Consider the following 15,005-nt stretch of genomic DNA (forward strand, 5'->3'; position numbering starts at 1 on the left):
GGGTGCACATGGGCCGACGTCAGCCGGCGAGCAGCCGAGCGGCTGCCTTGTCGGCCTGGTTGCGGGCGCTGACGGCGCCGTCCGGAGACGGGGCGCCATAGCGGACGTCGACACCGCGTCGCTGGGCCGCCCGGATGATCGCCGGCATGGCCCGCTCGGCCAGGGCGGCGATGGTCATCGCCGGATTGACGGTCAGCGCGCCGGGCACCGCCGAGCCGTCGGTGACGAAGATGCCCGGATGACCGCGCAGCTCGTGGTCAGCGTCCAGCGCCGAGGTCTTCGGGTCGTCGCCGATCCGGCAGGACGCCAGCGGGTGCACGGTGACCGCGCCCACCACGTCATTGGTCCAGGGCATCACCTTGGCCAGGCCGTCCTTCTCCAGGATGCTCCTGACCGCGGCGTCTCCCTTGGCCCAGCCGTTGAGGGTGTTCTTGGTCGGCTGGTACCTCAGCGGGCCCAGACCGAACATCTGCTGGGACACCCGCATCGAGCTACCGGTAGGCGGCGGCGGTCCGAAGACGCCTTCGTTGTCGTCCTCGGACATGATGAAGACGGTCAGCCAGGACTGCCAGCGCCGCAGCATCTCCTTCTTCTCCTTGCCGAACCAGGTCGGTCCGGTGGCGTCGGCCACCTGGGCCAGGGTGGTGCCCAGCCCCGGTGGGAAGTACAGCTGCTCCAGGGAGAACCGGTCGTACTCCGGCAGCGAGCCGTCCTGCCAGTCCCAGCACGCGGCGACCGGGCCCTTGCCGATCTGCCCTGCCTCGAAGGCCTTGCCGCCACCGCGGTTCAGGCCCAGCACGTCACGAACCCGGTCCTCGTTCAGCACGGCGGTGTTGAGGCGCTCGCCGTTGCCGGAGAAGTACTTGCCGACCGCCTCCGGCATCGTGCCCAGGCTGGGCTCCGAGCGCCGCAGGATGACCGGTGTCGCCACCGAGCCGGCCGCCAGCACGATGAGCTTGGCGTCGATGACGCCGTTGCCGGTCTGCTCGCGGTAGTCGACCTCGTCCAGGGTGTTGTAGTGCACCCGGTAGCCGCCGTCGGAATCGCGGGTGATCTGCTGGACCTCGTGCAGCGGCCGGATCTCGGCGCCGTGCGCGAGCGCGGCGGGAAGGTAGTTGAGCAGCAGTGAGCGCTTGGCGTCGAACTTGCAGCCCGACATCATCCAGTTGCAGTTGACGCACCGCGAGACGTCGACCGCGGCCGGAGCCGGATTGCAGGTGTGACCGGCGTTGGCGCACGCCGCTGCCCACAGCCCGCCGGCGTAGGGCACGGTCTCCCACGTCTGCTTGGTGACCGGCAGCGACTCGGCCACCCGGTCATACCAGGGCTCCAGGCTGTCCCGACTGACGGCGGCCGGCCACATCCGACGGCCGACGCTGCCCTGCCGGTCGAAGATGAAGCGCGGCGCGCGCGGCATGGTGGCGAAGTACACGACGCTGCCGCCGCCCACGCAGTTGCCGCTGAGCACGCTCATGCCTTCGCCCACGGTGAAGTCGAGCATCCGGGTGGTGGACGAGCCGAGTGCGAAGTCATGCTCGAAGTCCTCGGCCTCCAGCCATGGGCCGCGTTCGAGCACCACCACCCGGGCGCCGCCGGCAGCCAGGTGGTAGGCCGCGATCGCGCCGCCGAAGCCGCTGCCGATGACGAGGACGTCGGTGCTTTCGGTGCTGCTCATGCGGGACTCCCAGAAGCGGTGGTGGCCGGATGGATCTCGGCGAGCTGACGGCCGTAGGTGTAGTCGGGGAACCGCCACAGGCCGTCGGCGTCCGGCGGCCTGAAGCCGAGGGTCAGCAGGCCGGGGTGTCCGCCGGCCAGCGCGTCGACGGTGTGCAGGTGCGCGCCGCTGTCGAAGGACATGGTGGAGAACATCGCCAGGTTCACCCAGCCCTGGCGCTCCGGGTGATCCCCGGCGGTCAGCCGCAGCACCAGGGCGGCCCGGTGGTCGTAGTCGAGGCTGACGAAGGCCGGGACGCTGTCATCGAGCTCGATTCCCTGCTCGCCCGCGTACTCGCGGGCGTGGCCGTTGAGCATCGCGGCCAGGATGGGCAGGTACAGGGACAACCCACCCGCCGGGGATTCGAGCAGTTCGACGGCGCCCGCCGCCACCGCCCCGCCGTCATGGGACACCCCTGCCACCGCCCGGTCACCAGGCCAGCGCTTGTTCCCGGGAACGATCGTGTCGGCGAAGGCCTCGAGGGTCATCACCTTGATCTGCTCCTCGTCGGAGGTAGTCGGTTCCATCGCAAGCCTCTCCTGTTGCGCCGGTAGCTGGTTCTGGCCCGGAGCCGCCTCAGCGACGGGCGGCCAGCGTGCTCAGGTGGTGGTGAAACTGCCCGGGCCGGCGACCCTGGCCGGCCGGTCCTCGGTAGGCCTGAGCGATCTGGAGCCAGTGCTGGGCGTCCGGGCCGACGGCGGTGATCGCGAGGTCCTCGGGGTGCCGGCGGCGGGTGACCAGCAGGCAGAAGTCCTCCGCCGGGCCGCTGATCCGCTGGTCGGCGTCCTCGGGACCGAACTGCCACTGGGCGCCGGAGGGCGCGGTCAGCTCGAAACGGAATCGCACGTCCGGGACGGGCTCATCGCGAGCCAGGTAACCGAAGTCCCAGGTGCGCACCGCGAACGCGACGAGGAATCTGATGCGGTCAGTGCGGCGACGCTGGACGCCGAGCGTGTCGGCGATGTCCTGGCCGTGCGCGAAAGCCTCCGTCATCCCGGCCATCATCAGGATGCCGCGCGGCAGTGGTCTGACCAGCCACGGCACCAGCTGGTCCGCGGGCACCGAGGCCAGCGCCTGCATCGCGGCGGCCCGCTCGGCCCGCCAGCGGCTGAAGAGCACCTCGGGCGGGTGGGGCAGGTACTGGCTCAACGCGTTGGCCACGCTGACGGTGAAGTCCGGGTCGAGTCCTCGCATCAGCGCGATGAAGGCATCCGGATCGGAGGCGGACAGCCCGGCCATCCGGAACGTCGCGGCCAGGTGCGCGACCTGATGTGCCACGGTCCAGCCAGGCGCCGGGGTGGGCAGCTTCCACTGCTCGTCGGCCAAGCCGGCCAGCAGCTCGTCCAGCTCGTCACATTCGGCTGTCAATGCCTCGGTCGGGTCCGGGTGCTGGATCACGTGATCGTCCTCTCGCCGCTGCGTCGCTGCGTGCCGGTTGTCGCTGCGTGCCGGTTGTCGCTCCGTGCCGGTTGTCGCTCCGTGCCGGTTTGTCTGATCGAGCGTCCTGCAGCGCCTTGGCGAGTGTTTCTCTGTCCGTGCCCGGAAGGCGGCAGTCGGCCGGTTGGAAGTCCGGGAGTCCCGGGCCGCGGCACCCGCGGCTGAAAGCGGCGAAGCGGGCGGGTGGCGAGGCAGCCAGGGAACCGTTCGCACCTCATCTGAATCTCACATCGGTTACGCTGCGCGTATGTCATGGAAACGGTGCGTGATGAAGTGGAGGTCTCCGGCGCGCCGGGCGACCGCGCTGGTCACGGCCTGCGTCGTGGCGAGCCTGAGCACTAGCATGCTGCAGGCGCCGCGAGCCTCGGCTGCCTCGCCCGCGATCACGGCGAGCTTGCAGGCGCCGGCCACCGTGCTCGCCGGCAAGCCGGTGAGCTTCACCCTGACCGCCGCGAACCCCTCGGCCGCCGGTGCGCAACCGGAGTACAACACCTCGTTTCGCGATCTGCTGCCGCCGGGCCTGACCTACCAACCCGGCTCGACCACGCCCGCCGACCTGGGCGAGCCGACCGTCCTGACCGACCCCGGCAACGGCCGGCAGACCCTCATCTGGAGCGACGTCTTCGACCTGGCCATAGGATCCTCGGCCAGCCTCAGCTTCTCGGCCACCGCGAGCCTGCCGGTCGGCAGCACGGCGAACAACGTCATCACCGCCTATGCCAGCACCGAGCCGCGCTACGTCGCGCACTTCACGGCGGCCGGCCTGCCGATCGCCGACTCCCGGATCCAACCGGCGGCCAGCAATCAGGGCTCGACCGTGATCACCGCCTTGCAGCTGAGCAAGACCGAGTCCAGCCCGGCCGCCAAGCTGCTACGCGGCGCGCACCAGCATTCCACGGTCTACACCCTGCGGCTGGGCAACAGCAGCCAGGCCGCCACCACCGGCGTCACCGTGCTGGACTACCTGCCGGCCGCGCAGGAGTTCCTCGGCTGCGGCCAGCTGGACAACACCGCCGGCGCGACCGTGGAGTACCCCGGGGCCGCGCGGCTCAGCACGACTCCCGCGGTAGGCACTGACTGCCTGGCGCCCACCTCGGTGGACACCGTGCTCAACCCGCCCGCGAACGGAACCGTCAGCTACCCACCCGGCGTCTACACCAAGCTGACCTGGACGCTGGGCACGCTCGCCGCCGGCCAGGTCAGCACCATCCGCTATGCCGCCGCCGTCGCGCTGAGGCAGAACGCGCTGTTCGCCTCCGGCCCGAGCCCCGCCTCGCTCGGCCAGGCCGCCAACCTCGACAACAACACCGGCGCGAGCACCCGTCAGCTCAACGACGCAGCCCCGCTGGTCAATTACGCCCACGCCGAGGGCAGTTACACCGGCGCCGCCATCGGCGGCGCGGCCAGTGTGTCGGACACCAGCCATCAGGTGAGCGTGCACGATCTGCGGATCCAGAAGTCGGTCACCCCGTCGGAGTTCGTGGCCGGCGGCCTCGCCGGTTACACCCTGCGCCTGGACTCGGGGGAGTACACCGACGCCTCGGCCATCGTGATCACCGATGTGCTGCCCAACGGGACCTGCCCGCTGGACGAGAACGGCAACCACGCCGCCGGGGCCCCGGCCGACTGCGCGCCGGGCGCCGGCTTCGCGCCGTCACTGCCTTACCAGTCGGTCAGCCAGAACCCCGACGGCAGCTTCACCGTCGTCTTCCAGCCGGTCGCGGTGCCCCGCAACGGCTCACTGAGCATCACCTACGCCGCCCGCAACCGGGCCAGCTACACCGGCGGCCCCCTGGCCGGGTTGCCGCCGGCGGCCGGCGACAGCTTCACCAACACCGCGACCGGGCAGGGAACCTCGACACCGGCGCCGGGCACCGGCGTGACCGCGGACCAGCCGGTCCGCGATGCCAGCTCGGCGACCCAGACCAGCTCCACCAGCACCCTGAGCGCCTCGGTCGCCGCGCGCACCACCCCGATGGACTGCTCGGCCCCCGGTCTCAGCTACGGCGCGGGCAACCCGGTGTTCGCCAAGGGCGATCGGATCTGCTTCCAGCTGCGGGTCGGGTTGTCAGCGGTCAACCAGACCCGCAACGCGGTGCTGACTGACTTCCTGCCAGTCGACACCGCCTACGAGGACGGCAGTGTCAGTTACCCGGCCGCCAACACCGTCGACCCGGCGCAGATCAGCTTCGACGCGGCCGCGGCCGCCAGCGGAGCGCTCAGCTGGCGGCTGGGGACGACCCAGGCCGACGGGTCCACCACGGTGGCCGCGGGCAAGGTGTTCGTGGTCCGCTTCAGCGTCCTGGTGACGGCTCCGGCGCCTGGCCCCGCGCCGGACAAGCTGGGCAACATCGCCAAGCTGCGCAGCACCGACAGCGCGGGAAAGGCCAGCTCGCTGCGGGCCGGCGCCGACTTTCAGATAGCGGCCGCGCCGCCGGTCGCGATAGCCAAGGGGGTGGCCAGCCTCAACGGCGCCGTGCCGGCGCCGGGCCCCAACGCTGACCACGTGCTGGTCCGCCAGGGCGATTCGGTGGTGTTCGAGATCGAGGTCGACAACACCGGCAGCGCCGCCACCAGCAACGCTGTCGCCGTCGATGACCTGCGACTGTGGGACGTGCTGCCCGCAGGCCTGCGGTGCGCCCAGCTGAGCGCCGTCAGCGACGCCGGCGTCTGCACCGATCCGGCGGCGCCAGGGCACCCGGCCTTCACCGGCGACTCCAGCCTGAGCGCCCTGGTGTGGAGCGGCGCCGCGCTGCCCGCCGGCGCCCGCAAGAGCTACCGGTACACCGTGACCATTCCAGCCGGGGTGAGCGTCTCGACGGTCTTCGACAACACCGCCGCGGTGCGCTCGTACTCCGCGGGCACCGACCTGCCCGGAGCCGGGACCGGCAGCGCCACCTTCTACCCGAGCGCCAACATCGAGAGCACCGTCCTGCCCGGCCAGTACGACGCCCCGGCCGCCAGGGACACCAGTGACGTCTACCTCCGCAATGTCACCGTCAGCTCCGGTGTCAGCTCCGCCGTCGCCGAGACCGGCAACATCGGCGCCGAGCCGAGCCCTGCCGGCAGCACTCAGGCCACCATCGGCGAGCAGCTGAGCTGGACGGTCACCGCTCGGGTTCCTGCCGGCTCGAGCGTCTACAACGCCTTTCTCAGCAGCCCGTTGCCTGCCGGGCTGTCACTGGTCAGCGCCGTCGCGACGTACACCGCAGACGCCGGGTCGCCGGCCGACCAGCCGCTGCCCGCCGGCTTCACCTTCGACCCCGCCGCGCCGAGCATCCGTTGGCCGGCCAGCTATGACAACAGCACCGGCGCCGACCACCTGTTCGCCCTGACGATCACCGCCCGCCTGGCTTCGGTGGCGGCGAACCAGCATGGGGTGAGCCGTACCAGCACCGCCGCGTTCAGCAGCGCCACCGCGGTCACCGGTGGCGCCCTGCTGCCGGCCCGGACGGCGGCCTCCAGCGTCACCGACGTGGAGCCCCTGCCCTCGCTGACCAAGACCAATGACGCCGGCGCCGGCGTGGCCGGCGGCCAGAGCGTCTCCTATCTGGTGAAGGCGGCCAACGCCGCCGGCCGGCCGGCGCTGCACGACAGCTGGGTGGCCGACTGCCTCCCGCCGGGCCTGACCTTCACCGGCTACGCCACGCCGCCTGCCGGGGTGAGCGCCGCCGCGGCCACCGCGGGGGACGGCAGCAACGGCTGCCCCCCGGGCACGACCCTGCTCAGCTGGAACGTCGGCGACCTGGCCGGCGGCTCGTCGCGCAGCCTGGCCTACAACGTCACCGTCGACCCGTCGGCGTCGGGCAAGGCCAGTTATCCCAACCTCGCCGCGCTCACCGGCAACAGCCTGACCGGCGTCCGCACCTCGCCTGCCCAGCAGGGCAACCCGGCCGGCCGGCAGTACAGCGCCGGCGCCACCAGCACGGTCCTGGTCGTCGGCGCCACCGCGCTGACGTCGGTCGCGCCGGCCTCGGCCACGGTCGGCGGCGTCGTGAACTACACCACCTCGGCGGTGCTGCCGGCTGGAGTGAACTTCTACAACCTGTCGCTGATCGACCAGCTGCCGGCCGGCATCGACCCCAGTTCGGTGACGCAGGCTGCGATCAGCTGCGCCTACGCAGACAGCTCGCCGTGCACTCCTGACACCGCCGTCCGGCTGTCCTCGGCCGCCGGAGCGGGCGCCGCCACCCTGATCGGCTGGCTGCTCGGCGACGTGCCCACCGCCAGCCAGACCAGGACGGTCAGCGTCCAGTACTCGGCGCGCGTCGCCGACATCGCCGGCGTCAGCGCCGGCTCGGTGCTGCCCAACTCCGCGCGCGTCGGCTGGGACAACGCCGCCCGGACGCCTCCGGCCGGGGCAGGCGCGGCCTACGAGCAGTCGAGCCCGAGCGCGGCCGCGGCTGTCACGGTGCTCGAGCCGGGACTGTCGGTGGCCAAGGCAGTAAGCAGGCTGCATCCCGAACCCGGCCAGAGCTTCGGCTACACCGTCACGGTCAGCAACCGCAACACCGCTGCCACGAGCGCCGCCCACAACATCACGGTCACCGACACGGTGCCGGCCGGTGTCGTCGTCGACCCGGCCAGCGTCTCCGGCGGCGGCAGCGTCAGCGGCGCGCACCCCACCACTGGCGGTGGGGTGCTGTCCTGGACCCTGCCGGGCCCGCTCGCCAAGGGCGCCTCGCTGCCGGGACTCAGCTACACCGCCACCCTGGCTCCGTCGGGCTCGGTGACGGCCGCGGCGCTGGTCAACACCGCGCGGATCACCGGCTATGACTCGTTGCCGGTCGGCGGCCGGCACTACACCGGGCCGAGCGCGACCGCCACGATCACCGCGTACTTCCCCAGGGTGACGACCACCAAGTCGACGCCGGCCACCAGCACCGCCTACATCGGCGAGTCGTTCAGCTGGCTGGTGACGGTGCGCAACACCGGCTCAGGAGTGGCCTACCAGGTCGCCAGCACCGACACGTTGCCGCCGAACTGGAGCTATGACGCCGGCAGCGCGCGGGTGTCGGTCGCAGGCGGTCCCGCCACCGCGGTCGAGCCGGCGGTGGTCAGCGCCGGCGCGGTTCAGACACTGAGCTGGACCGGCTTGGGCGCCCTCAACCCGACAGCGGCGCTGACCATCGCGTTCACCGCGACACCCCAGCCTGGCGTGAGCGGGTCACCCGGCGTGGGCCTGACCGTCAACCACACCAACTCGGCCTCCTCCAGCGCGCAGGACGCCACCGGCGCCAGCGCCAACGGCGCCGGCGGCTACACCGCCGGCCCGGGCAGCGCCGCGGCGCGCATCGCCTCCGCCGACCTGAGCCTGACCAAGGCGGTCGGAGCGGCGCCGGTCGCCGGCGGCAGCGGCAGCTGGGTGCTCACGGTGCGCAATAACGGGCCGAACCCGGCCACCGGTCCGTTCACCGTCGTCGACCAGTTCAGCAACCCCTCGCCCAGCGCGGTGAGCTCGATCAGCGCCTCGGGCGCCGGCTGGTCCTGCAGCACCGCCTCGCCGATCAGCTGCCAGCGCACCGCGGCCGGCGACACCCTGGCCAGCGGCGCGTCCTTCCCGGCCATCACGATCGGCTACTCGGTGGATCCCTCGGCGCCTGAGGGCAGCACGCTGTCCAGCGTCGCGACCGTCAGCGCGCGAACCCAGGACCCCGCCACCGCCAACAACAGCGCCAACGCCGTCGCGACCGTGCGCGCCCGCGCGGACCTGGCGGTCACCGTCGGCCTCGCCTCGCCCCAGCTGATCGCCGGAGCGCCAGCCAGCTACCAGGTGGCCGTCACCAACTCCGGTCCTTCCAACGCGGTCGGCCCGATCAGCGTCGACGCCTCGCTGCCGGCGGGCAGCAGCTTCGTGTCGGCCTCCGGCGCCGGCTGGAGCTGCGACCCGATCGCGGCTGGAACCACTGGCGCCGTCCTGCACTGCACGATGCCCGGCCCGCTCAGCGTCGGCGCGGCGCCGGCCGCCGTGTCGGTGACGGTGGCCATCGCCTCCTCCCAGACCGGGCCGGTCACCGCCACAGCCAGCGTGGCAGCGCCCACCGCCGACCCCACTCCCGCCAACAACTTCGACGTCCAGACCGACACGCCGTCGCTGCGCGCCGACCTGGTGATTCAGAAGCTGCACCTGACCGACCCGTTCGTCGCCGGCGGCCGGGCCGACTACCAGATCCAGGTGCGCAACGCCGGTGAGTCCGACGCGAGCGGGGTCGCAGTCAGCGACACCTTGCCGGCCGGGCTGAGCTATCACTCCTTCGACTCCACTGACCCGAACTGGACCTGCTCGGCGGCCGGGCAGCAGGTCAGTTGCGGTTACTCGGCATCGCTCGTGGCCGGCGCCGGCTCATCGTTCACCCTGTCGGTCAACCTGGCGGCCGGCTTCGTGGGCCCGGCCTCCAACACCGCGACGGTGTCGGCCAGCACCCCTGACCCGGTGCCTGCAAACAACAGCGATGTCGATGACTCCTCGGTGTCCCAGGTCGCCGACCTCTCGATCGCGGCCTCGCACACCGGCAGCGCGATCGCCGGCAACCTGCTGACCTTCGAGCTGGCAGTCCACAACGCCGGGCCCTCCGACATCACCGGCCCGGTCACGGTGCTCGACTCGCTGCCGGCCGGCATGAGCTTTGACTCCGCCACCGGCGCCGGCTGGAGCTGTGACTACGCCAGCGGCGCCAGGGTGCTCAGCTGCGTCCTGGCAGCCGGCCTGGCTGCCGGCGCCGGGGCCGGCAGGCTCGACGTCGTGGTGCGCCTGAGCCCCGACACCGGACCGGCCACCATCGCCAACACCGCGACGGTGAGCAGCGGCGCCGCCGACTCCGACCTGGCCGACAACGCCGACACCGACCAGGTCGGAGTGCTCACCAGCGCGGCGCTGAGCCTGACCAAGACCCTGAGCACGCCAACGCCGGTGCTGGCCGGCGCCACCGCCAGCTTCGTGCTCTCGGCCAGCAACGCCGGTCCCAGCGATGCCGTCACCGTCACCGTCACCGACACGCTGCCGGCCCAGCTGAGCTTCCGGTCCTACACCGGCAGCGGCTGGGCCTGCTCGGTGGCCGGGCAGTCGGTGGTATGCGCGCGTGATCGGCTGGCCGCCGGCGCCACGGCGCCGGACCTGGTGCTGAACACGCAGGTCTCGGCGTCGACGCCGGTGACCCTGCCGGCCGGGGCCGCGACCCTGGTCAACAATGCCGGCATCGAATCCAGCACGGCAGGCAGCCGGACGAACCCGTCACCGGTGCCGGTCGCGGTGCGAGCCCAGGCCGAGCTGGCGCTGGTGGTCGCGCCGACCCGCCCGCAGGCCGACGCCGGTGAGAGCCTGGGCTGGCAGCTGACGGTGAGCAACACCGGTCCCAGTGACGCAGCCGGGCCCATCACCGTCACCGACACGCTGCCCAGCTACCAGAGTTATCTGTCGGCCAGCGGTGGCTGGGACTGCTCAGCCGACGCGGCTCCGGCGCCGCCGTCAGCGACGGCGCGCCAGACGGTGACCTGCGCTTTGGACCAGTCGCTGGCCGTCGGTGAGACAGCGCCGGTGCTGCAGCTGCAGGTGCAGCTCGATCCGCTGAGCCCAGCAGGCGCCGAGACCAACCAGGCGCTCGCCAGCTCGCCCACCCCGGGCACGCCCGCCAGCGGCTCGGCCACGGTGGTGGTCGGAAAGCTGGCTGACCTCAGCTTGGCGATGCTGCACACCGGCAACGGGCGGGTCGGTGAGCCCATGGACTTCACCCTGCGAGTGCGCAACGCCGGGCCCTCGACTGCCGGTCAACTCACGATCAGCAACCCGTTGCCGGCCGGCCTGAGCTTCGTCTCGGGCGCCGGCAGCGGCTGGACCTGCGCCGCCGACGCCGACCAGCTGGTCAGCTGCGCGCTCAGCGATCCGGTGGCTGCCGGCGCGGACAGCGCCGCCCTGACCCTGCGCGTGCTGGTCGGCGCGGCGGCTTATCCCAGCGTGGCCAACCCTGCCACGGTGAGCTCGGGCGATCCGGCGCTCACCGGCAGCGCCGACGCCACCGACCAGCTCGCGGTGGACCCGGCAGCCCAACTCGGGATCACCCTCAAGCACCAGGGTGATCTGGCGGTGGGGCGGTCAGCGAGCTATCTGATCACCGTCACCAACTCCGGCCCGACCGCCAGCCCTGGACCGATCCGAGTGTCTGACACCTTGCCGGACGGCCTCAGCTACCGCTCGGCCGCCGGAGCGGGCTGGAGCTGTGTGGTCAGCGGCCAGCAGTTGACCTGCGATCACGACGGGGCGCTGCCGGTGGCCGGGACCACCAGCATCACGGTGACCGTCGCGGTGACGGCCCGCGCCTACCCGGAGGTGACCAGCGCCGCCACCGTCACCGGTCCGGGCTCGTCGCCGGCGACCGGTTCGGACACCGCGCCGGTGCAGCCGTCGGTGGCGCTCAGGTTGGGCAAGTCGCTGATCTCCTACGTCAACGGCGTGGCCAGCTACCGGCTGACGGTGACCAACCAGGGCCAGAACGCCACGGTGGCGCCGGTGATCGTCACCGATCCGCTGCCGACCGGCCTGAGCTACGCCTCGGCCACGGGCGACGGCTGGCTCTGCACCCGGGCCGGGACGGTGCTGCGCTGCGCGCACCAGGCTTCTCTGCCGATCGGGCCCGCGTCGCCGATCACCTTGGTGACGCTGGTTTCGGCAGCGCCGGCAACAGTGATCCGCAACGTCGCCACCGTCACCGGTGGTGGGGGCCAGAGCTCGAGCACCGTCGTCGCGAGCGACGCGGCCATCCTGACGGTGAGCCTGTCCGGCTCGGGATCGTCTGGTTCGGGATCGGCTGGCTCCGGGCCGTCTGGTTCGGGACCGTCTGGCTCGGGGCCGTCTGGTTCGGGACCGTCCGGCGCCGGGCCGTCTGGCTCGGGCGCGGGATCGCTGCCCCGCACCGGGCGCGAGCTGGGCCAGCCGGTCGCGCTGGCGCTGCTGTTGCTGCTGGCGGGTCTGGGCCTGCGGCTGTCCGGCCGTCGACGCACCGGATGAGACCGGCTCACTGACCGGGTTCGAACACCGCCCGGACACAGCCGTCCTTGTGGTTCTTGAACAGGTCGTAGCCGTGCGCGGCCTTGGCCAGCGGCATCACGTGGGTGGCCAGGTGCCGGGTCTGCAACTCACCGCGTGCCATCCGCTGCAACAGCATCGGGATGTAGCGGTGACCGTGCTGCTGCGCGCTGCGCAGGGTCAGGCCCTTGTTCATGATCGCGCCCAACGGGAACTTGTCGACCACGCCGCCGAACACGCCCAGCACGAAGACGCTGCCCCCTTTTCGGCATGTGAAGATCGCCTCGCGCAGCGCGAGCGGCCGGTCGGTGCCCAGCCGCCGTTGCTGTTTGAACTGGTCATAGCCGTACAGCGGTGACGGGCTGCCCGAGACCATTCCGACCGCCTCGATGCAGACGTCGGGGCCGCGGCCGCCGGTTCGCTCACGCAGCTCGGCAGAGACGTCACTGGTGCGGTAGTCGATGAGCTGCGTGCCGGGCTGGGCGCCCGCCTGGCCCAGCCGCTCGGGGACGCCGTCGATGACGATGACCTCGGCCGCGCCGAGCGAGGTCGCGGCCTGGGCGGCGAGTTGTCCCACCGCCCCGGCGCCCCAGACCGCCACCACATCGCCGGGTTGGACGCCGCCGAGGTCAGCGCCCATCCAGCCGGTGGGCGCGGCGTCGGATGCGAACAGCGCGGTCAGGTCATCGACCTCGTCCGGAATCAGGAACATCCCCTGATCGGCGTAGGGGACCCGGATGTAGTCGGCGTGGCTGCCGGCGAAGCCGCCGAGAGCGTGCGAGTAGCCGTAGCAGCCGCCGGTGGCGTGGCCCCACAAGCTCTCAGAAACCGCTGGATTCGGATTTCCGTTGTCACACAGGGAGAAAAGCTGATGACGGCAGTACCAGCAGTGCCCGCAGCTGATGAACGAGCAGACCACCACCCGGTCCCCGACATGGCGGCGGGTCACGGCTGAGCCGACCTCGACCACCTCGCCCATGAACTCGTGACCTAGCACGTCGCCGGGGCGCATCGTGGGCAGGTAGCCGCCCAGCACATGCAGGTCCGAACCGCAGACCGAGCTCAACCGCACCTTGACGATGGCGTCGTGAGCGTTGAGCAGCCGCGGATCGGGAACCGTCTCGACCGACAACTCATCGACGCCCGACCAGCACAACGCCTTCACAGCACGCCTTCCTGATCGGTGTCACCGGTCATCAGATCCACCAGCAGGCCCGCAGCCGGCTGTCTCCGTTTGCCGGCCGGCTGCGGTTCGATGGCCAGCACCTCACCGACCTCGACGAGTTGCTTGGCGTGCAGCAGCGCGTTGCGGATCTGGCGGTGCGGGTCTTCGCCCTTCCACATCGTCGAGTCGGGTTTGGGGCCCGGTCTGGTACGCGCTGAGAGTCGGGTGCCGCGGTCGCCCGGCGCCGGGGCAAACCTGGTCTCGATCAGCCCAGCCAGCTTGGCCAGCGGCTCGGGCAACCGGCCCTGCGGGGCAATGGCTTCCGGCGTTGCCAGAATTGTGACGCTCTGCCATTGAGAGGGGTCTGACAGCGTTTCCTCGTCAACCCATCCAGACGCCTCAACCCGCTCAGACAGCCGGCGCCGGAGCGCCTTGGCCGAAGAGGCGCCGCAGGACCGGAGCAAGGCGGGGAATCTGAATACCTTCATTTTGGGACTCCTGGCCGACCGCCGCACGGCCGACGCCTGATGCGCCGAGCTTTACAGGCGCGCTTCACGCTGTGCGCCGCGCCCCGGTCCCAGCTACGCGACACCAGGAGTCTTCGCGTCCGGCCCTGCGCAGTCAAGGCGGCTTGGTCGCCACCACACCCCGTCCTTGCCGCCGTCGAACCGATAAGTGTCACCCTCGCCCTCCCTGCCGTGTCGCGGGTGTGAACCGGCGCTGCCCCGACTTCGCGCCCGCACGCCGGTCCTCGTGCCGGCGACGCCTTGCGGGTCGAAGGGGGATGACCCCCAGCGAGTCGCTGCCTGGGGGAAGAAATATGCCACGTGCACCGGGGTTTGTGCCCGTCACCTCCTGAAAGCCGCAACCGCTTCGCCCGGCCCACGGGTAGCCCACTTATGATCGATCGATGACAAGCCGAGGCCCGACGCAGGTCGCGTCCTTGGCCGAACTCGATGCCGCGGTCGCCGATTGCCGGGCCTGCCCGCGGCTGGTCTCCTGGCGCGAGGAGGTGGCGCAGGTCAAGCGCGCCGCCTTCCGGGACTGGGACTACTGGGGCCGTCCGGTGCCCGGCTTCGGGCCGGCGGACGCCGCGATGGGGATCGTCGGGTTGGCCCCGGCCGCGCACGGAGGCAACCGGACCGGCCGGATGTTCACCGGTGACCGTTCCGGTGACGTGCTCTACGCCGCGCTGCACGCGGTGGGCCTGGCCTCGCAGCCGACTTCGGTGTCAGCCGGTGACGGCATGCGCCTGTCAGGCGTGCGGATCACCGCTCCGGTTCACTGCGCGCCGCCGGATAACCGGCCCACCCCAGCCGAGCGGGACACCTGCCGGTCGTGGCTGCTGCGCGAGCTCCAGCTGCTGCGGCCGACGCTGCGCACGGTGGTGGTGCTGGGCGGTTTCGGCTGGCAGGCCCTGCTTCCGGTGCTGGCGGCGTCGTCCTGGCGGCTGCCCCGTCCGCTGCCGGCGTTCGGCCACGGCGTCATGGTGCGGCTACCGGCGGCCGACGGCGGGCCGGAGCTGAGCCTGTTCGGTTGCTACCACGTCAGCCAGCAGAACACCTTCACCGGACGGTTGACTCCGGCGATGCTGCGAGAGGTGTTGGCTGCCGCCGGGGCCGCGGCGGGACTGCTGCCCTCGGGAGCCGGTCCAGAGCCCGGAAGGTGAG

At 71.7% G+C, this 15,005-nt stretch carries 7 protein-coding genes; 2 read left to right on the plus strand and 5 right to left on the minus strand.

Annotated elements, in window-relative coordinates:
• Positions 1 to 19: 19 nt before the first annotated feature.
• The 3 genes from VGB75_17625 to VGB75_17635 are packed head-to-tail and all read right to left on the minus strand — an operon-like array spanning position 20 to position 3,112.
• Positions 20 to 1,675 carry a GMC family oxidoreductase gene (locus VGB75_17625; GenBank protein HEY0168869.1) on the minus strand — a complete coding sequence of 552 codons (1,656 nt, stop codon included), beginning with the start codon at positions 1,673 to 1,675 and terminating at the stop codon, positions 20 to 22.
• Entirely contained in the window at positions 1,672 to 2,241 is a 570-nt protein-coding gene (locus VGB75_17630) for a DUF5987 family protein (GenBank protein HEY0168870.1), read from the minus strand. Before VGB75_17630 ends, VGB75_17625 begins: the two co-directional genes overlap by 4 nt.
• Before the next feature lie 49 nt (positions 2,242 to 2,290).
• Complete coding sequence (locus VGB75_17635; protein HEY0168871.1) at positions 2,291 to 3,112, minus strand: TIGR03084 family metal-binding protein; 822 nt, start codon at positions 3,110 to 3,112, stop codon at positions 2,291 to 2,293.
• A gap of 286 nt (positions 3,113 to 3,398) precedes the next feature.
• On the opposite strand from VGB75_17635, the gene VGB75_17640 reads away from it, so the two are divergent.
• The gene (locus VGB75_17640; protein HEY0168872.1) at positions 3,399 to 12,152 is read left to right on the plus strand and encodes a hypothetical protein; all 8,754 of its coding nucleotides are present in this window, start codon (positions 3,399 to 3,401) and stop codon (positions 12,150 to 12,152) included.
• A 7-nt stretch (positions 12,153 to 12,159) separates the two neighbouring features.
• Here the strand turns inward: VGB75_17640 and VGB75_17645 are convergent, their stop codons facing one another.
• Together VGB75_17645 and VGB75_17650 are read right to left on the minus strand one after the other, a co-directional pair.
• The gene (locus VGB75_17645; GenBank protein ID HEY0168873.1) at positions 12,160 to 13,335 is read right to left on the minus strand and encodes a zinc-dependent alcohol dehydrogenase; all 1,176 of its coding nucleotides are present in this window, start codon (positions 13,333 to 13,335) and stop codon (positions 12,160 to 12,162) included.
• The gene (locus VGB75_17650) at positions 13,332 to 13,823 is read right to left on the minus strand and encodes a hypothetical protein (protein HEY0168874.1); all 492 of its coding nucleotides are present in this window, start codon (positions 13,821 to 13,823) and stop codon (positions 13,332 to 13,334) included. Before VGB75_17650 ends, VGB75_17645 begins: the two co-directional genes overlap by 4 nt.
• A 422-nt stretch (positions 13,824 to 14,245) precedes the next feature.
• Here VGB75_17650 and VGB75_17655 point away from each other — a divergent pair, with 422 nt between their 5' ends.
• Entirely contained in the window at positions 14,246 to 15,004 is a 759-nt protein-coding gene (locus VGB75_17655; protein ID HEY0168875.1) for a uracil-DNA glycosylase, read from the plus strand.
• Position 15,005 lies beyond the last annotated feature (1 nt).

The organism is Jatrophihabitans sp., from assembly GCA_036399055.1.
GTDB lineage: Bacteria > Actinomycetota > Actinomycetes > Mycobacteriales > Jatrophihabitantaceae > Jatrophihabitans_A.